Source organism: Mesorhizobium sp. PL10 (assembly GCF_053714315.1).
Genome location: NZ_JBSKBR010000012.1, coordinates 1 through 16,753, shown reverse-complemented (window position 1 = coordinate 16,753; position 16,753 = coordinate 1). Strand labels below are relative to the sequence as shown.

Annotated in this window: 16 protein-coding genes, 1 tRNA gene and 1 pseudogene; 9 read left to right on the top strand and 9 right to left on the bottom strand. The window is 63.5% G+C overall.

Going from position 1 to position 16,753, the window contains the following annotated elements; translation table 11 throughout:
• Positions 1 to 77 precede the first annotated feature (77 nt).
• Positions 78 to 1,148, bottom strand: a complete 1,071-nt coding sequence (gene chvE, locus ACWGTO_RS19915) for a multiple monosaccharide ABC transporter substrate-binding protein (RefSeq protein WP_454576515.1) — start codon at positions 1,146 to 1,148, stop codon at positions 78 to 80.
• Positions 1,149 to 1,443: 295 nt separating this feature from the next.
• Between chvE and ACWGTO_RS19910 the strand changes: the two genes are divergently transcribed.
• Together ACWGTO_RS19910 and ACWGTO_RS19905 are read left to right on the top strand one after the other, a co-directional pair.
• Positions 1,444 to 2,433, top strand: coding sequence for a LysR family transcriptional regulator (locus ACWGTO_RS19910; RefSeq protein ID WP_454576514.1), 990 nt, complete (start codon positions 1,444 to 1,446; stop codon positions 2,431 to 2,433).
• 215 nt (positions 2,434 to 2,648) lie between these two features.
• The gene (locus ACWGTO_RS19905) at positions 2,649 to 3,065 is read left to right on the top strand and encodes a hypothetical protein (RefSeq protein ID WP_454576513.1); all 417 of its coding nucleotides are present in this window, start codon (positions 2,649 to 2,651) and stop codon (positions 3,063 to 3,065) included.
• 103 nt (positions 3,066 to 3,168) lie between these two features.
• On the opposite strand, the gene ACWGTO_RS19900 is transcribed toward ACWGTO_RS19905, so the two are convergent.
• Together ACWGTO_RS19900 and ACWGTO_RS19895 are read right to left on the bottom strand one after the other, a co-directional pair.
• Positions 3,169 to 3,242 (bottom strand) — tRNA-Gly (locus tag ACWGTO_RS19900).
• A gap of 94 nt (positions 3,243 to 3,336) precedes the next feature.
• Positions 3,337 to 3,756: a hypothetical protein gene (locus tag ACWGTO_RS19895; protein WP_454576512.1), complete on the bottom strand. Its 420-nt coding sequence runs from the start codon at positions 3,754 to 3,756 to the stop codon at positions 3,337 to 3,339.
• A gap of 337 nt (positions 3,757 to 4,093) precedes the next feature.
• Here ACWGTO_RS19895 and ACWGTO_RS19890 point away from each other — a divergent pair, with 337 nt between their 5' ends.
• Complete coding sequence (locus ACWGTO_RS19890) at positions 4,094 to 4,357, top strand: DUF6460 domain-containing protein (protein WP_454576511.1); 264 nt, start codon at positions 4,094 to 4,096, stop codon at positions 4,355 to 4,357.
• An 88-nt stretch (positions 4,358 to 4,445) separates the two neighbouring features.
• Here the strand turns inward: ACWGTO_RS19890 and ACWGTO_RS19885 are convergent, their stop codons facing one another.
• Entirely contained in the window at positions 4,446 to 5,348 is a 903-nt protein-coding gene (locus ACWGTO_RS19885; RefSeq protein WP_454576510.1) for a histone deacetylase family protein, read from the bottom strand.
• Between the two features lie 114 nt (positions 5,349 to 5,462).
• On the opposite strand from ACWGTO_RS19885, the gene ACWGTO_RS19880 reads away from it, so the two are divergent.
• Positions 5,463 to 6,800 carry an MATE family efflux transporter gene (locus ACWGTO_RS19880; protein ID WP_454576691.1) on the top strand — a complete coding sequence of 446 codons (1,338 nt, stop codon included), beginning with the start codon at positions 5,463 to 5,465 and terminating at the stop codon, positions 6,798 to 6,800.
• Here the strand turns inward: ACWGTO_RS19880 and ACWGTO_RS19875 are convergent.
• Both ACWGTO_RS19875 and ACWGTO_RS19870 read right to left on the bottom strand, forming a co-directional pair.
• Positions 6,797 to 7,873 (bottom strand): quinone-dependent dihydroorotate dehydrogenase, encoded by a 1,077-nt coding sequence (locus tag ACWGTO_RS19875; RefSeq protein ID WP_454576509.1) that lies wholly within the window; start codon positions 7,871 to 7,873, stop codon positions 6,797 to 6,799. The genes ACWGTO_RS19880 and ACWGTO_RS19875 overlap by 4 nt on opposite strands.
• Positions 7,870 to 8,220 (bottom strand): DUF952 domain-containing protein, encoded by a 351-nt coding sequence (locus tag ACWGTO_RS19870; protein WP_454576508.1) that lies wholly within the window; start codon positions 8,218 to 8,220, stop codon positions 7,870 to 7,872. Before ACWGTO_RS19870 ends, ACWGTO_RS19875 begins: the two co-directional genes overlap by 4 nt.
• 105 nt (positions 8,221 to 8,325) lie before the next feature.
• On the opposite strand from ACWGTO_RS19870, the gene ACWGTO_RS19865 reads away from it, so the two are divergent.
• Together ACWGTO_RS19865 and ACWGTO_RS19860 are read left to right on the top strand one after the other, a co-directional pair.
• Positions 8,326 to 8,754 (top strand): hypothetical protein, encoded by a 429-nt coding sequence (locus tag ACWGTO_RS19865; protein WP_454576507.1) that lies wholly within the window; start codon positions 8,326 to 8,328, stop codon positions 8,752 to 8,754.
• A 126-nt stretch (positions 8,755 to 8,880) separates the two neighbouring features.
• Positions 8,881 to 9,540: a response regulator gene (locus ACWGTO_RS19860; protein WP_454576506.1), complete on the top strand. Its 660-nt coding sequence runs from the start codon at positions 8,881 to 8,883 to the stop codon at positions 9,538 to 9,540.
• Positions 9,541 to 9,593: 53 nt separating this feature from the next.
• Here ACWGTO_RS19860 and ACWGTO_RS19855 read toward each other — a convergent pair whose 3' ends face one another.
• Positions 9,594 to 10,244: an O-methyltransferase gene (locus ACWGTO_RS19855; RefSeq protein ID WP_454576505.1), complete on the bottom strand. Its 651-nt coding sequence runs from the start codon at positions 10,242 to 10,244 to the stop codon at positions 9,594 to 9,596.
• A gap of 94 nt (positions 10,245 to 10,338) precedes the next feature.
• On the opposite strand from ACWGTO_RS19855, the gene ACWGTO_RS19850 reads away from it, so the two are divergent.
• Complete coding sequence (locus ACWGTO_RS19850; protein ID WP_454576690.1) at positions 10,339 to 10,971, top strand: TetR family transcriptional regulator; 633 nt, start codon at positions 10,339 to 10,341, stop codon at positions 10,969 to 10,971.
• A gap of 14 nt (positions 10,972 to 10,985) precedes the next feature.
• Here ACWGTO_RS19850 and ACWGTO_RS19845 read toward each other — a convergent pair whose 3' ends face one another.
• Positions 10,986 to 14,474 (bottom strand): PAS domain-containing hybrid sensor histidine kinase/response regulator, encoded by a 3,489-nt coding sequence (locus tag ACWGTO_RS19845; RefSeq protein ID WP_454576504.1) that lies wholly within the window; start codon positions 14,472 to 14,474, stop codon positions 10,986 to 10,988.
• A 252-nt stretch (positions 14,475 to 14,726) separates the two neighbouring features.
• On the opposite strand from ACWGTO_RS19845, the gene mscL reads away from it, so the two are divergent.
• Both mscL and ACWGTO_RS19835 read left to right on the top strand, forming a co-directional pair.
• Complete coding sequence (gene mscL / locus ACWGTO_RS19840; protein WP_454576503.1) at positions 14,727 to 15,149, top strand: large conductance mechanosensitive channel protein MscL; 423 nt, start codon at positions 14,727 to 14,729, stop codon at positions 15,147 to 15,149.
• Positions 15,150 to 15,255: 106 nt separating this feature from the next.
• Positions 15,256 to 16,422 (top strand): pyridoxal phosphate-dependent aminotransferase, encoded by a 1,167-nt coding sequence (locus tag ACWGTO_RS19835; RefSeq protein WP_454576502.1) that lies wholly within the window; start codon positions 15,256 to 15,258, stop codon positions 16,420 to 16,422.
• A 146-nt stretch (positions 16,423 to 16,568) separates the two neighbouring features.
• Here ACWGTO_RS19835 and ACWGTO_RS19830 read toward each other — a convergent pair.
• Positions 16,569 to 16,753: pseudogene (locus tag ACWGTO_RS19830) on the bottom strand (5-aminolevulinate synthase); the annotation flags it as partial.

Genomic DNA, 16,753 nt, shown 5'->3' with positions numbered 1-16,753 from the left:
GTAGAAAACAATACCGGGCTCGCTGGTGAACGAAAAGGGGCCCTGCGTTGCGCAGGACCCCTGATTTTACAACCGGATTACTTCAGTTCGTCGGCCTTGATGTAGCCGGAGTCGACGACCAGGGCCTGGTAGTTCGACTTGTCGACATCATGCGGCGTCAGCAGGATCGAGGGAACGACCTTGACGTCGTTGTTGTAGGTCTTTTCGTCGAGGCCGTCCGGCTTGCCGCCCGAGAGCACCTTGTCGACGAGTTCGACGGTGGCCTTGGCCAGTTCGCGGGTGTCCTTGAACACGGTCGAGTACTGCTCGCCCGAGATGATCAGCTTGACCGAGGCGGTCTCGGCATCCTGGCCGGTCACGATCGGCCAAGGCTGAGCGTCGGTGCCGTAGCCGACGGCGCGCAGCGAGGCGGTGATGCCGCGCGACAGGCCGTCATAGGGCGACAGAACGCCATCGACGCGGCTGCCATCCGAGTAGTTGGCGGAGAGCAGGTTGTCCATGCGCGCCTGGGCGGTAGCGGCGAGCCAACGCAGCGTGCCGACCTTGTCCATGCCGGTCTGGCCGGACTTGATCTTGATCGAACCGTCATCGATGAGCGGCTGCAGGACGGAGATGGCGCCGTTGTAGAAGAAAAAGGCGTTGTTGTCGTCCGGCGAGCCGCCGAACAGTTCGACGTTCCACGGCTTGGTGTTCGGGAAACGCTCCTTGAGACCCTTGACCAGCGAATTCGCCTGGATCACGCCGACGCCGAAATTGTCGAAGGTGGTGTAGTAGTCGACATTGGCGGTCTTCTTGATCAGGCGGTCATAGGCGACGACGACGACGCCGGCGTCAGCGGCCTTCTGCAGCGCGTCCGACAGCGTGGTGCCGTCGATCGAGGCGATGATCAGCGCCTTCGGACCCTTGGTGATTTCGTTTTCCAGCTGGCTGAGCTGGTTGGGGATGTCGTCCTGCGCGTATTGCAGGTCGACCGTGTAGCCGAGAGCCTCGAGCTGGGACTTGACGGCATCGCCGTCATTGATCCAGCGCTGCGAGGTCTTGGTCGGCATCAGCACGCCGACAAGACCCTTGTCGGCGGCGTGCGCCTGATAGCTCATGGCAGCAATGCCAAGGGCCGCGACGGCGGCCAGTGTCTTGATGATTTTCACGTAAAACTCTCCCTGGTTGATGGACGCGACACCTCGGGGCTTCGCGGGCCGCGCAGTCGGGCGGATGCGCCAAAGCGCCGCCGCCGTCATATCGATCTCCGGTATCCTCCCAATCGGCCCTCAGTACCTGATTTCAACCGATACGATTCTGCTCGTCATCGACCGTCAAGTCTTGAGGACGCGCGAAGGGTGTGTCCCTTTGCCATAACTGTCAAATGCGATCTTCGGTGGTTGCTATACCGAAACCGGTATATGACTGACGCGGATCGGAACAGTGGCGGGAGCGGGTAAGAGCATGGCGACGTTGGGAAATTATCGTGGAATTGCAGACAGTTACGATGAATTGCCAGGCGATGGCGAAACACTTCTGCGCAGTGGGCTCAGCCTGCGCCACATGCGTATGATCGCGGCGCTCGACGATCACGGTCGGGTGAGCGCGGCGGCGCAGGTGATGAACATCTCGCAACCGGCGGCCTCGCGCATGATTTCCGAGATGGAAGCAGTGCTTGAGGTGAAGCTCTGCGAAAGGCTGCCGCGCGGCATCACGCTCACCCCTTACGGCAAGGCACTGGCAAGGCGCGCGCGTTCGATCCTGCTCGAAATGCGCGAGGCTGACCGCGAAATATCCGAACTCAAGGCCGGCAAGGGTGGTTCGGTGTTCCTCGGCGCGGTGACTGCGCCGGCGATCGAACTGGCGGTGCCGGCGATTCGCGAGATCCGCCGCCTCTATCCGCGCATCGAGATCACCATGCAGGTCGAAACCTCCAATGTGCTGGCCCGCGAACTGATTGCCACGCGCCATGATTTCATCATCGCGCGGATCCCCGACGACCTCAATCCGCGCCTGTTCGAATCGCGCGTCATCGGTGTCGAGAAGGCCTGCCTGATCGTGCGCCGCGGCCATCCGCTGAGCAATGGCAAGGCGGTGCGGCTGGAGGATACGGCCGCCTATGACTGGGTCTTCCAGTCGGGCGGCTCGCCGCTGCGCCAGGCGATGGAAAGCAATTTTTTGAACCGCAACATCGCGCTGCCGGACCGCATCCTCAACACCTCCTCGCTACTGCTCACCCTGGTCATGGTGGCGCAGTCCGACGCCATAGCCCCGGTGTCGATCCAGGTGGCAAAATTCATCCAGAACCCCGACGGTCTCGCCGGCGCCATCGACGTCGTCCAGACCGAGTTCGACATCGAGGTCCGGCCCTACAGCCTGATCACAGTCAAGAACCGCGCGCTGTCGCCGGCAGCCAAGATGCTGCACGATTTCATTTTGCGCGAGGTGGGGTAGGGCCGGAGCTGCGGCCGGAAGCGAAGGCCGAGCGGCGCCGTGCTTGCGCGCGAGGGCCGCTCGGAGGATGCGCTCGCGCTCGTGTAACAGCCTGATCGGAAGATTGATGAGCGTTGCCTAATGTTAACCATCTTGATGCTAGCCTAGGCCCCGCGAGACAAACGCGAGACCCCGGAATGAAAATCGATCTGCTGCCTGCAAAGCTTGAATGGACGTTGAAGACCTTGGCGATTGGACTCTTCGCCGCCATTCTGACGACGCCGCCCGCGAATGCCGAAACGGTCGGCGACAATCCCGGTGGCCAGATCGTGAACTTCGCCCTGCACATCGCCAAACTGCGCGCCGCCGACGAGCCGGTGAGCTTCGAGGGCGCGTGCGACAGCGCCTGCACGCTCTACCTGTCGCTGCCCGTCGAGCAGCTTTGCGTGACCCCGCACGCCTCCTTCGGCTTTCACCTTCCTTTCGGTGTCGGCGCGCGGCAGAACGCGATCGCCGCCAACTACCTGATCTCGCAATACCCGGACTGGGTCCGGCAATGGATCGATGAGCATGGCGGCCTGACGCATACCATAGTGCGCATGGAAGCCGACGAGGTGGCAAAGCACCTTCCTTTGTGCGGCGTGCTTGCATGAACGGGCCGCGGCGGCGCCGGACAGGTTGCCGGCGCCGCTTGACCAGACGGCGCCCGGCCTGCGGCAGGGCGCCGGAAGGGTCCACCCAATCGTTTGATTCTGCTGGAGCGGGTAGAGGGAATCGAACCCTCGCGTTCAGCTTGGGAAGCTGACAAGCTACCATTACATCATACCCGCGTCGGCCTCTCGATATCATGATGGGCCCGTATCGGGCAATCGCCCTTGGACAGCTGTTCGGAAACGGCTGTTGGAAACCCCGCCGGCGGGAGCATCACTTTCGCACGGGAAGTTCCATGCGCACGCGCGCGCGGCGCCATGAACCATCCAGAATCCGGATCGTCCCGTCATGCAGCCCGGCGATCTGGCGGGCGAGGTTGAGGCCGAGGCCGGCGCCGCGCGATTGCGGCTGCAGGACGACTATACGGTCGGGCCCGAGGCGCAGGTCTATTTCGGCAACCTGACGCTCTATGGGTAAGCCTACTACGGCAAGATCGATCTGGATTTCGACATTCCGACTGAGTAGGGCGTTCGCGGTGTTGCACGCTATTTTGTGCAGCCGAACCTGCGGCTCGATGGCGAAATCGCCTTCAACAGGGTCGGCCCGGATTTTGCCGATTTCGACACGGTCAGCCTTGCGGCCCAGGCCACGTACAGGTTCGAGGGCACGCCATGGTCCGTGTTCGGCCGTCATCAATATGAACCGCTCTCGGTCGAATCCGAGACGTTCAGCACAAGCAACAAATATATGATTGGCCTGCGCGCCAGCTTTGGCAGCAGCACGCTGTTCGACGAGGATCGCAATGGCGCGACAATGGACACCTATCGGTCCAACTTCATCTTGCCATTGGTCGGCGCGAACTAAGCGCCATTGCGCAGATCGAACGGCAGCGGCCAGGCTCGCAACCCCCCGCGAATGTCGGACACCTGCTACACCCATGCTTGAGCCGCCGCGGCTTGATGCCGGGCGGCCAAGTGCGTATTTCTGGGCCTGTGCCCGAATCCGGGCACCCGAATCTGGAGGCAGGCCCTTGTCCGCATTGACGCGCTTTCTCGGCGACTCGCCCGTCAGGGTGATCGTCAAGCTGTTGGTCGTGTCGTTCCTCGTCGGACTGGTGATGAACGCCTTCGGCTGGACGCCGATGGACGTCTTCTACCGCATCCAGAATTTCTTCATTGACCTCTGGAACCTGGGCTTCAACGCCGTCTATCGCTTCTTCGGCTATATCCTGCTCGGCGCCGCGATCGTGGTGCCGCTCTTCATCCTGCTTAGGGTTGCAAATTACCGGAAGTGAGTCGGAGCATGATCCCGAACCGCAGGTCCGCGTCAGCGAAACTTGGAAGCCGGTTTTCGGAAAAGATCATGCTCAAATCTGAGGTTCCTCAGGCGTAGGCTGACGCTACCTCGAACAGGATGGCGTGGCGTGCCGCCAGTGCCGCAACATCGGTCGAATAGCCGCCGCCGATGACGCCGCAGACCGGAATATCCAGCGCGCGGAAATGGCCGATCACCATTTCGTCGCGGGTGCGCAAGCCATCATCGCTAAGCGAGAGCCGGCCAAGCCGGTCCTCGGCATGGACGTCGACACCGGCATTGTAGAAGACGATGTCCCAGGGCGCCTTGGCCGAGAGCTCCGGCAGGAGGACGCCCAGCCGCTCGAGATAGGCCGCATCGCCGGTGCCGTCCGGCAGCGCGATGTCGACGTCGGAGGCGATCTTGCGCACGGGATAATTGCGCTCGCCATGCATGGAGAAGGTGACGGCGCGTGGTTCGTCTTTCAGGATGTCCGCAGTGCCGTCGCCCTGGTGCACGTCAAGATCGACGACCAGGATGTTCTGCACGGCACCTTCGCCGAGCAGCACCAGCGAAGCGACGGCGACGTCGTTGAAAGTGCAGAAGCCGGCGCCCTGCGCGCGCCGCGCATGGTGGCTGCCGCCGGCGCTGTTGCAGGCAATGCCGTGGGTGAGCGCCAGCCGCGCCGCCAGCACCGTGCCGCCGGCGGCGAGTTGTGCCCTGAGCGAAACCCGCGGGCCAACGGGAAAGCCGATCTCGCGCTCGATCCTTTCGGGCACCGCACAAGCGATGACCTGGTCGACGTAGTCGGCCGCGTGCGCAAGTTTCAGCCAGGAGGCCGGCGCCGGCTCCGGCATCGACAGCGTGCTGGACCCGATCAGGCCCCGCGTATGCAAGGCCTGCATCAAGAGTGGGTATTTGCTCATCGGAAAACGATGATTGACGGCAAAGCCGGCATCGTAGTCGGGATGGTGGACGATCTGCAGGGGCATCAGGGCTCGCGCCAAGGTCGGTAATTCGGTTGGCCATCGCGGCGTGAGTGATTGCGCGGTCGCCGGAAAATGGGGCACATCGGCTGTTCGATCAAGCAGCAAGGCAGCAATCTCCTGGACCAGGGCGCAATCCCAGCCGACGCGAAGCCCTTCGCCGTCACCAACCGTTCGGTGCTTGCCATCGCCGTGCCGATGACGCTCGCCTATCTGACGACGCCTCTGCTCGGCATCGTCGATACGGCGGTGGTCGGGCAGTTTGGCGACGCGGCCCTGCTCGGCGGCCTGGCGGCCGGCGCGCTGGTCTTCGACGTCGTCTTCAACACCTTCAATTTCCTGCGCTCCGGCACCACCGGCCTCGTCGCCCAGGCTTTCGGCCGCGACGACCAGTTGGAGGAGCAGGCGGTGTTCTGGCGCGCCGTGCTGATCGCGGTCGCCGCCGGCATCGCGCTTGTCGCCCTTGCGCCGCTGATAGCCATCGCCGGCCAGAAATTCATCGGCGCCGAACCGCGCGTCAGCGAGGCGATGGGCGTCTATATCAGGATCAGGATGCTCGCTGCCCCCTTCGCGCTGATCAACTACGCCATCCTCGGCTATGTGCTGGGGCGCGGCGAGGGCGGGCTTGGGCTGATGCTGCAGGCGGTGCTCAACGGCATCAACATCTTGCTCTGCATCCTGCTCGGCCTGAAGCTCGGCTGGGGCGTCGCCGGAGTCGCCTGGGCGACCGTCACCGGCGAGTTCCTGGCCATGCTGCTTGGCCTCGCCATCGTCGTCTGGCGCTTCAGGGCCGCGCCCGTTCTGCCGCGCCATCGCCTGCTCGACATAGCCGCCTTCCTGCGCATGCTCTCGCTCAACCGCGACATCATGATCCGCTCGTTCTCGCTGCTGGCCGCCTTCGCGCTGTTCACCCGCCAGGGCGCGCAGTTCGGCACACTGACGCTGGCCGCCAACGCCGTGCTGATGAACTTCTTCCTCGTCGCCGGCTATTTCCTCGATGGCTTCGCCACCGCCGCCGAACAGCTTGCCGGCCGTGCGGTCGGCGCGCGCGCCGAAGCATCGTTCCGGCAGGCGGTAAGGCTCACCCTGTTCTGGGGTTTCGGGCTGGCGGGTGTCGCTACGCTGATCTTCTGGCTGGGCGGCCCCGGCCTGGTCGCGCTGATCACGACATCGCAGGATGTCCGCGATGTTGCCGATGTCTATCTGGCATGGGCCGCGCTGACCCCGCTCAGCGGCGTGCTGGCCTTCCAGATGGACGGCGTCTTCATCGGCGCAACGTGGTCACGCGACATGCGCAACATGATGCTGTTGTCGTTCCTGGCCTTCAGCGCCGCCTTGCTCACTCTGGCGCCGGCCCTGGGCAATCACGGCCTGTGGGCGGCGCTGCATGTCTTCCTGCTGGTGCGCGGCATCAGCCTGCTGACGATTTTGCGGCTGAGAATGCGCACGGCGTTCTAGAGCGGCTTGGCAACCCACTGGTCGAGGCTGACATCGCGCAGCGTGCGCAACGACTTCAGCCCCTCCTCGTCGATGAAGCGCATCATCCCGGTCAGAATGCGGCCCGGCAACGCCGGCCCGGCATAGATCATGCCGGTGTAGAGCTGGACGAGATCAGCGCCGGCGCGGATTTTCTCCAACGCCGTGTCGGCGGAATCGACGCCGCCGACACCGATGATGGCGCGCTTCGGCCCGAGCAGCTTGCGCATCTTGGCCAGCACGATGGTCGAGCGTTCGAACAGCGGCTTGCCGGAGAGCCCGCCAGCTTCGCCGGCGCCGGTCGTGCTGCGCAGTCCGGTCCGCGCCAGCGTCGTGTTGGAAACGATGACGCCATCGATCTGCTTTTCGCTCACTTCGGCGGCGATATCCTCAAGCTCGGCCTCGACCAGGTCCGGCGCGATCTTGAGGAAGACGGGCGGCTGTGCCGAGGCGGAAGCGCGCGCAGCAATGACCCGGGCCAAAAGCTCGCCCAGCTGCTCGCGCGCCTGCATGGTGCGCAGGCCGGGCGTGTTGGGCGACGAGATGTTGACGGTGAGATAGCTGGCGTATTTCGCAAAGCGGGAAACGCCCAACTCATAGTCACCGACACGGTCGGCGCTGTCCTTGTTGGCGCCGATGTTGACGCCGACAATGCCGCCGCGTCCCTTACGCGCAGCAAGGCGCTTCTCGGCCGCCTCGTGGCCCTCATTGTTGAAGCCCAGCCGGTTGATCACCGCATCGTCCTCGGTCAGCCGGAAGATGCGCGGCTTCGGATTGCCCGACTGCCGCAGCGGCGTCACCGTGCCGGCCTCGGCAAAGCCGAAGCCGAGACCAAGCAGTGCATCCGGCACTTCGGCGTTCTTGTCATAGCCGGCGGCCATGCCGAGCGGGTTCGGAAGATCGAGGCCACAGAGGCTGACCTTCAGCCGGTCGTCGCGCACCGGCCGCGCGCCGACCGGCAGACCGCATCGCAGCGCCGCGATCGACATGCCGTGCGCCGTTTCGGGATCGAAGGTGAACAGCAGTTTTTGGCTGATGCGGTCGAGCACGCTCATTCGCCCTCCAGCACCGGAAACTGGTGCGCGCCATCGGCGCCAAGCGGCAATGGTTTTACCCACAGCACGGCGCCCATTTCGAGCACACCATAGAGATGCGGGAACAGCGCGCCGCCCCGCGAAACCTCGTATTTCAGCGCTTCGCCCAGCCAGGCCCCATCGATGGCGACCAGCACCAGATTCGTCTGGCCGGCGAAATGCTTTGCCGCCGTTTCCCTGGCCTGGGGCCTGGTGGAGAAATGGATGAAGCCATCGGCGATGTCGATCGGAGCGCCGGTGAAGCGGCCGCTTTTCTCGGCCTCGCGCCAAAGCGCCTCGGGCGCGATCTTGTAGATAATCTGAGACATAGCTGCGCTATAGTCCGAACCGATCATGCGGGGAAGGGCAACCCTTCCGCATTTACGGCGCAAAGCTGTGATAGGCTCCCGCACACTGGCTCATGGAGGATGAACATGCGTCTTCAGCACATACTGATCCCCGCCGCACTGGTCTCGCTGGTCGCGGCATCGGCTTGGTCCGAGGAGACCGATCGCTACCGGCTCGAAAAATCGGCTAATGGCTATGTCCGCATGGACACGCAGACCGGCGCCATGTCGATCTGCGAGGAACGCTCTGGCCAGCTCGTCTGCAAGATGGCGGCCGACGAGCGCGCCGCCTTCCAAGACGAGGTCGACCGTTTGCAGGCCTCGATGAAGGCCATGGACGAACGCGTCACCAAGCTGGAGAATTCGCTGTCCGCCCGCCTCGAATCGAAACTGCCGAGCGAGGAGGATTTCGACAAGACAATGAACTACATGGAGCGCTTCATGCGTGGCTTCATGGGCATCGTCAAGGAAATGGACAATGACGACGGCGCCAAGCTTGACGGGCAAAAGACCTGAGCTGGCGTCGGCCGGGCTGGGGAAAATTCAGCGGCCGGCCATTGCCGCTTGAAAACGCAACACTTCGCCGCATAATCGTCCGGTCCCGCAAAAGCCGACAATGATAACGGGATTTGGGAGGAATATTTGCCGTCGGGCTACACCTTCGTCATCGCCGACGACCATCCGCTGTTCCGCGGCGCGTTGAAAGAGGCGCTTGCCGGCGTTGGCGATGTTGCCGCCATCCACGAGGCCGGCGATTTCGAGAGCGCCAAGGCGCTGGTCGTGGCGCATGAGGATGTCGACCTGGTGCTGCTCGATTTGTCGATGCCGGGCGCCAGCGGCCTGTCTGGCCTGATCTCGCTGCGCGGCATCCATCCGGCGGTGCCGCTGGTGGTGGTGTCGGCCCACGACGACCCGGTGACGATAAGGCGTGCGCTCGATCTCGGCGCGTCTGGCTTCATCTCCAAATCGGCCAGCATGGAGGAGATCCGCACGGCCGTGCAGACGGTGCTGGCCGGCGATATCGCCGCGCCCGTCGGCATCGATCTCGGTGTCGAGCGCGATCCCGAAATATCAGACCTGATAAAGCGGCTGCAGACGCTGACGCCGCAGCAGACGCGCGTGCTCGGCATGCTGGCCGAAGGCCTGCTCAACAAGCAGATCGCCTATGAGCTCAGCGTCTCCGAAGCGACGATCAAGGCGCATGTCTCGGCCATCCTGCAAAAACTCGGCGTCGACAGCCGCACCCAGGCGGTGATCCAGCTGTCCAAGATCGGCAACGACCCGCTGCAGCCGGTGGGCTGAGCGCCGAACGCGCTCAGCTCTGTTCTGTCCCGGCAAGCAGTCCGCCGGCGGCCTTAGCGCAACTTCACCGACAGCTCGACGTCGTCGCCGAAAGGCGTCGACATGTAGCCTGATGCAGGAGCGCGTACGCGCTCGAGGTATTCGGCGCTGAAATCGGCGTTGTCGGCGATCACCAGCGCGCCGGGCCTGAGCCGGCTTTCGACCAGGCTCAATATTTCAGGGTAGATCGCTTTGGCGCCATCGAGCAGCAAGAGATCGATCGTTTCGGGAAGATCGGCGCTCAGCGTCTGCAGCGCGTCGCCCTCGCGGACTTCCACCAGATCGATGAGGCCACCCTCGGTCAGATTGGCCTTGGCCCGCATCACCTTGGATGGTTCGAACTCGGTGGTGATCAGACGGCCGCCGCCATTGTCCCTGAGTGCCGCGGCAAGATAGAGCGTCGAGATGCCGAACGAGGTGCCGAATTCGATGATGACGCGCGCACCTGAACTGCGCGCCAGCATGTAAAGCAGCGTGCCGGTCTCCGGCGAAACCGCGAGCCACAGGTCCTTCAGCCGTCCGTAGAAATCGACATATTCGGTCTTGCTGCGCAGCAGGCGTTCCCGCTCGTCGGGCGAGAAGCTGGCCACTGCGGGGCTCGTCGCTGCTTCCGCCTCCTTGAACAGGCGGGCGAGCAAGGGTGCGAGCGGGGTGAGGGTGGTCATCGAAGTCTCCAATCGAAAATTCATTGCGTTCTTGTGTCGTGCTGAAAATACGAATAATCCTTCAGGTTTCCAATTCGCACTGCCGGACAGCACCATGACGGAACGTCCAAGCCATTCTATTTCCTCGCGAAAGCAGCCTAAGCAAGCTCGCGCGGTCGAGCTAATTTCGGCGATTTTGGAAGCTGCTGTTCAGGTTCTGGCGAGCGAAGGCGCGCAGCGTTTCACCACCACACGCGTGGCCGAAAGGGCCGGCGTCAGCGTCGGCTCGCTCTACCAGTATTTCCCCAACAAGGCCGCCCTGCTGTTCCGGTTGCAAAGCGATGAGTGGCAGCAGACGGGCGGCCTGCTGCGCACCATACTCGAGGACAACCAGCGGCCACCGCTGGAGCGGTTGCGCAGGCTTGTCCATGCCTTCATCCGCTCGGAGTGCGATGAGGCTGCCGTGCGCGGGGCGCTCAATGACGCCGCTCCGCTTTATCGCGACGCCCCCGAGGCGCACGAGGCAAGGGACGCTGGCGAGCGCACCGTTCAGAACTTTCTGGATGAAGCCTTGCCTGAGGCCCCGGAAGCCGTCCGTACGCTGGCCGGTGGCGTGATCGGCGCGACGCTGAGCTCCGTGGGAAAGGACTTTTCAGGAAGCCCCCGCACCGACGCCGAGATCGAAGCCTATGCCGATGCCATGGCCGACATGTTCTGCGCCTATCTCGTAAGCCTTGGACACCGCTGAACGGGCCGGCGTGGCTATTCCGCCGCCGAAGCCAGCGGCCTGACCCTTGATAGCATCGAGCGCAGCACGGCCGGCTTCAGCGGCTTGTTGATCACCGGCACATCGAGGGCGGCGGCAGCGGCACGAACCTCCGTGGAGCGGTCGGCGGTGACCAGCACGGCCGGCAGGTCCCGGCCGTGGATGTCACGCAGTCGCACAATCACGTCGAGGCCGCTCCCGCCGTCGAGATGATAGTCGGCAATCACGATGTCGGGACGATGGATGTCGACCCTGGTGAAATCCTCCGATCCGGAGAACGTGCCGACGCTGCAGCCCCAGCCTTCGAGCAAAAGCCGCATGCCGTCGAGAATGCGGGCGTCATTGTCGATGCACATGACGCGCAGCCCAGCCAGCGAGTTCGCGGTGCGAGCAGGCGCCCTGGGCTCAACCTCGCGCCGCGGCGCCTCAACGGCAGCAATCGGCAGGATGACGGAAAAGCGCGTGCCCTTGCCGGGGTGGGAAAAGATCTGGATCTCGAGCCTGAGCACACGGGCGATGCGGTCGACGATGGAGAGGCCGAGGCCGAGGCCTTCGGCCTCGCGCACGCCTTCATCGAGCCGGGTGAATTCGCGGAACACCGTGTTCAGCTTGTCGCCGGCAATGCCGATGCCGGTGTCGATCACCTGGATCTCGGCGAGCTCGCCGCGCCGCCGCACGCCGACGAGGATGCGGCCATGCCTGGTGTATTTGATGGCGTTGGAGACCAGGTTCTGGATCAGCCGGCGTAGGAGATTGCGGTCCGTCATGACGCTGAGCGACGAGGCCATGATCGTCAGGTCGAGTTTCTTTTCGGCGGCGAGTGGCTGAAAATCATTGCCGATCTGGCGCAGCAGCCCGTCCAGCCGGAAGGCGCTGTCATCCGGCTTCATCGCGCCGGCGTCGAGGCGGGAAATGTCGAGCACGGCGCCCAGGATCGTCTCGACCGATTCCAGCGAGGATTCGATGTTGACGGCGGCCTTGCCAGCCGGGCCCTTGCCGGCCTTTTCGATCAACGACGAGCAGTAGAGCCGGGCGGCGTTCAACGGCTGCAGGATGTCGTGGCCGGCGGCGGCGAGGAAGCGCGTCTTGCCGAGATTCGCCTCCTCGGCCAGCATCTGCGCCTGCGCCAGTTCCTCATTGACGCGCGTCAGTTCGATGGTGCGCGTCTTGACCCGCTGCTCCAGCGATTCATTAGCCCGCTTCAGCGCCAGATCTTGTTCAACGCGGCCCGAAATGTCGGCATAGGTGGCGACGATGCCGCCGTCCGGCATCGGGTTGGAACGCAGTTCGAGGATGCGGCCGCTGGTCTTCAACTCCATCTGCCATGGACTGACGAAACTGGTCAGACGGTTGAGCATCGCCACACGCTGGTCGGCCGGAATGTCGCCGCGCTCGGCGAGATGGCGCAGGATGCGGTCGAGCGAGACGCCGACCTGGCCCATCTCGTCGGGCAGGTCGAACAGCGCGCGATATTGTCTGTTCCAGCAGATCAGACGGAAATCCCGGTCGAAGACGGTAATGCCCTGTTCCATCTGGTCGAGCGCGATCTGAAGCAAGTCGCGATTGTGTTGCAACGCCTCGGTGGCGTCGTCGAGCAGGCGGAACGCATCCTTGGATTCGCGGTCGTTGCGGCGAAACAAAAGCGACAGGATCAGCCGCGCCGACGACGAGCCGACCGCGCTCGCCAGCAGCTGCTCGGAAAAGCGGATGATGTCCATGCTGGCCTGCTCATTGCCGTAGAGCGAGACGCCGGTGCTTTTCTCGAAGGACTGAAAGGAGCGCTCGGTGCGCTCGACGCCGAGATAGCGCGAAATGGTGTCCTTCAGCACGTTGACGGTGATGGCGGTGCGGAAGCGGCGCAGGCTTGGCATCGGACTGGCCTCGCGCGGCACGAAGATCGACGCCTGGATGCGTTCCAGCGGCACCGACGCGCGTGACAGTGAGCCCAGCACAAAAAACAACGTGTTGACGGACAGGCTCCAGAGCACGCCGTGATTCAGCGGTTCGGCGACGGTCCCGAACAAGGCCCGCGGCCGCAGCGCTTCGAAACCGAACAGGCCATGCACGACAATGTCGGCGTCGGCTGCCGAGAGCGAAGGCAAAAGCAGCGTGTAGCCCCAGACGAGGATGCCGGCAACCATACCCAAGGCCGCGCCCCGGCCATTGGCCCCGCGCCAGATCAGCCCGCCGATCAGCGCCGGCGCAAACTGGGCGATGGCCGCAAACGACATCAGGCCGATGGAGGACAGCCGCGCAGAGTTGGTGCTCTCGCGATAGTAGAGGAAGGCGATGAACAAAAGGATGAAGATCGCGCCGCGCCGCACATTGAGGATCAGCGTCGACCAGTCTTCATTCTCCGACGTCGTGGTCTTGAGCAGCCGGCGCACGAACAGCGGGATGACGAGATCGTTGGAGATCATGATCGACAGCGCCACGCTTTCGACGATGACCATGGCGGTCGCCGCCGACAGGCCGCCGATGAAGGCCGCCATGGCAAGCACGTCATGGCCGCTGAACAGCGGTAGCGACAGCACGTAGAGGTCGCTGCTGGTCCTGCTGCCGACCAGCGACAGGCCGGCGAAGGCAATCGGCAGCACGAATAGGTTGATCGCCACGAGATAGAGCGGAAACACCCAGGTCGCGGTGCGCAGTTCGGCCTCGCCGCGGTTCTCGACGATGGTGACGTAGAACTGGCGCGGCAGCATGATGATGGCAAAGCCGCTCAGACAGGTCAGCACCAGCCAGGTGGCGAGCGAGGTGTTGTAGCCCATCGCCTGCCGCACCTGGTTGTTCTCGGCCAGTTTGTCGATCATGTTGCCCGGTCCGCCGAAGATCAGGAAGGTCACCATCAGGCCGATCGCCAGGAAGGCGGCGAGCTTGACCACGGTTTCGACAGCCACCGCCAGCACCAGTCCGTCCTGGTGCTCGGTGGCGTCCGCGTGGCGGGTGCCGAACAGCACTGCAAACAGCGCCAAGAGCATGGCCACGACGAGCGAGATGTCGCTGACGAACGGATCGAAGGAGGGCGGCGATCCCGTATAGTGCTCGACCATCAGGCCGACTGAACCGGAAATCGCCTTCAGCTGCAGCGCGATATAGGGCACCGCGCCAATGGTGGCGATCAGCGTGGCGATCGCCGAGACGGCAAAACTCTTGCCGTACCGGGCGCCGAGGAAGTCGGCGATCGACGTGATCTTCTCGCTCTTGGCCAGCCGCACGATGCGGTTGAGCAGCGGAAAGCCGAATACGAACACCAGCACCGGGCCGGTATAGATCCCGAGGAATTCGAGGCCGCGTTCGGACGACAGGCCGACCGAGCCGAAGAAGGTCCAGGATGTGCAGTAGATGGCGAGGCTGAGCGCGTAGATGAAGGGTCGGGCACGACCGGGCCCGGAAGCCGCCGAGCGCCGGTCGCCGAGGCTGGCAATGACGAACAGCAGCGTCACATAGGCGACGGCAATGATGACAATGAACCAGCCCTGCACGGCTCGAAAGTCCTCCTCCAGCCAGTATTCATGCGGCCTGGCCAGACGCAATCACAGCTTTGGGGGCGAGTCCATCGCGGCTTTCGGCGCATGGCGACGACGCGCCGCCTGTCGAGCCCGTGACCTAAGGTAAAGAGAATGCGGTGTTTTCCCGCTTTTGCTTCTGTTGCAACCTCAGGTTTTTGTTATGGTATGCGCGGGCCGGCGCCGAAGGACGGCGGCAGCGCGGCCTGCCATGACAAGGAGGGTCGAATGCTGAAAGAGTTCCAGGAATTCATTTCCAAGGGCAATGTGATGGACTTGGCCGTCGGCGTCATCATCGGTGCCGCCTTCGGCAAGATCGTCGATTCTCTTGTCAACGACATCATCATGCCGATCGTCGGGGCCATCTTAGGCGGACTGGACTTCAACAACTATTTCTTCGGCCTTTCCTCGGCCGTCAACGCTACCTCGCTGGCCGAAGCCAAGAAACAGGGCGCTGTTTTTGCCTATGGCAGCTTCATTACCGTGGCGTTGAACTTCATCATCCTCGCATTCATCATCTTCCTGATGGTCAAGGCCGTGAACAATCTGCGCAAGCGGCTTGAGCGCGAGAAGCCCGCTGCACCAGCGGCTCCGCCGCCGGCTGACGTCGCACTGCTCACCGAGATCCGCGATCTCCTCGCCAGGAAATAGCTCTCCGGCCAAGATCCTTGGACCAAAACCCCGGTCGTTCGCGGCCGGGGTTTTCTGTTGTTGCTTCTGTTAAAAGCACTCACCTGACATCAAAACGGACCTGTCCATGACTTTGATCGATAGCTTGCGCGCCGAAGCCGTTGCCGCCCCTGAAAGCGGCATTGTTGCCGTGGTCAATTACGGGCGCACGCGCGAGGGGATGATCCCGCTCTGGGCCGGTGAAGGCGATTTGCCGACGCCTGCCTTCATCTCCGAAGCTGCCGCCAAGGGGCTCGCCAATGGCGAGACCTTCTACACCTGGCAGAAGGGCATTCCGGAGCTGCGGCAAGCGCTTTCCCGCTACTATCTCAGGCATTTCGGCAAGAATTTCGCCGAGGAGGAATTCATCGCCACCGGTTCCGGCATGCACGCCATCCAACTGGCGCTTGCCGCCGTCGCTGGCAGTGGCGACGAGGTCGTCTATCTCTCCCCGGCCTGGCCGAATTTTGCCGCCGCCGCCGGTGTCTCCGGTGCTACTCCTGTGGCGGTCACGCTCGACCAGTCCGGCAATGGCTGGTCCTGCGATGTCGACAAGATTGCAGCCGCGGTCACGCCCCGCACCAAGGCGCTGTTCGTCAACACGCCCTCCAACCCGACCGGCTGGACCGCCGACAAGGAAACGCTGCAGGCGATCCTCGGTCTCGCCCGTGAAAGAGGCCTGTGGATCATCGCCGACGAAATCTATTCGCTGTTCCACTACGGCCATGGCCGCGCGCCGTCCTTCCTCGACATTTCGACCGCGGAAGACCGCATCCTGTTCGTCAACTCCTTTTCCAAGAACTGGGCGATGACCGGCTGGCGCATCGGCTGGATCAAAACCCATCCCGACCTGCAGCAGGTGTTCGAGAACCTGATCCAGTATTCGACCTCAGGTGTCGCCCAGTTCATGCAGCGCGGCGCCATCGCTGCCCTCGACCACGGCGATTCCTTTATTGTCGAGCAGGTGGAGCGCGCACACGCGGCACGCGACCTGGTCTGCGACATAATCGGCGCCACCGGCAAGGCGCGCTTCGCCGTGCCGCAAGGCGCGTTCTACCTGTTTTTCACGGTCGACGGCATCACCGATCCGCACCGGGCCGCCTTCGACATCGTCGACAAGGCCAATGTCGGCCTGGCCCCCGGCACCGCCTTCGGCCCGGGCGGCGAAGCGTTTTTGCGGCTGTGCTTCCACCGCCGCCTCGATCAGCTCGAGGAAGCAGCGCATCGCCTGGCGAGGTGGATGAAAAGCTTCTGAGCCGTCTGAAGCCGGATTGAAAGTCGTTCCGACGAGTCAGCTGGCGTGGGTTTCGAGAACCGGAGCGCAGCGGACATTTGGGTCCGTGAGCACCGGAAGCGGAGAAACCTGCGTCAGATGGCCGTCAGAGCGAGTTTCAAACGGCTTCAGCCGCCGGACTTCGGCACCAGCAGGGGCACAATCCGGTCGCTCTTGGCGACAGTGGGCCGTCCGGCGGAGCCGTAGGGGATGCCGAGCGCATCCCATGTCTCGACCAGCGCGTCTTGCAGTCCCGCAATCAGTGCATCGGTATGGAACGGCGTCGGCGTAATGCGCAGCCGCTCGGTGCCGC

Bases quoted from the DNA above. Each gene is read 5' to 3' on its own strand.
- ACWGTO_RS19910 (WP_454576514.1), top strand. From the start codon at position 1,444: ATGGCGACGTTGGGAAATTATCGTGGAATTGCAGACAGTTACGATGAA.
- ACWGTO_RS19895 (WP_454576512.1), bottom strand. From the start codon at position 3,756: ATGACGGCCGAACACGGACCATGGCGTGCCCTCGAACCTGTACGTGGC.
- ACWGTO_RS19885 (WP_454576510.1), bottom strand. From the start codon at position 5,348: ATGCCCCTGCAGATCGTCCACCATCCCGACTACGATGCCGGCTTTGCC.
- ACWGTO_RS19875 (WP_454576509.1), bottom strand. From the start codon at position 7,873: ATGAGCGTGCTCGACCGCATCAGCCAAAAACTGCTGTTCACCTTCGAT.
- ACWGTO_RS19870 (WP_454576508.1), bottom strand. From the start codon at position 8,220: ATGTCTCAGATTATCTACAAGATCGCGCCCGAGGCGCTTTGGCGCGAG.
- ACWGTO_RS19865 (WP_454576507.1), top strand. From the start codon at position 8,326: ATGCGTCTTCAGCACATACTGATCCCCGCCGCACTGGTCTCGCTGGTC.
- ACWGTO_RS19855 (WP_454576505.1), bottom strand. From the start codon at position 10,244: ATGACCACCCTCACCCCGCTCGCACCCTTGCTCGCCCGCCTGTTCAAG.
- ACWGTO_RS19850 (WP_454576690.1), top strand. From the start codon at position 10,339: ATGACGGAACGTCCAAGCCATTCTATTTCCTCGCGAAAGCAGCCTAAG.
- mscL (WP_454576503.1), top strand. From the start codon at position 14,727: ATGCTGAAAGAGTTCCAGGAATTCATTTCCAAGGGCAATGTGATGGAC.
- ACWGTO_RS19835 (WP_454576502.1), top strand. From the start codon at position 15,256: ATGACTTTGATCGATAGCTTGCGCGCCGAAGCCGTTGCCGCCCCTGAA.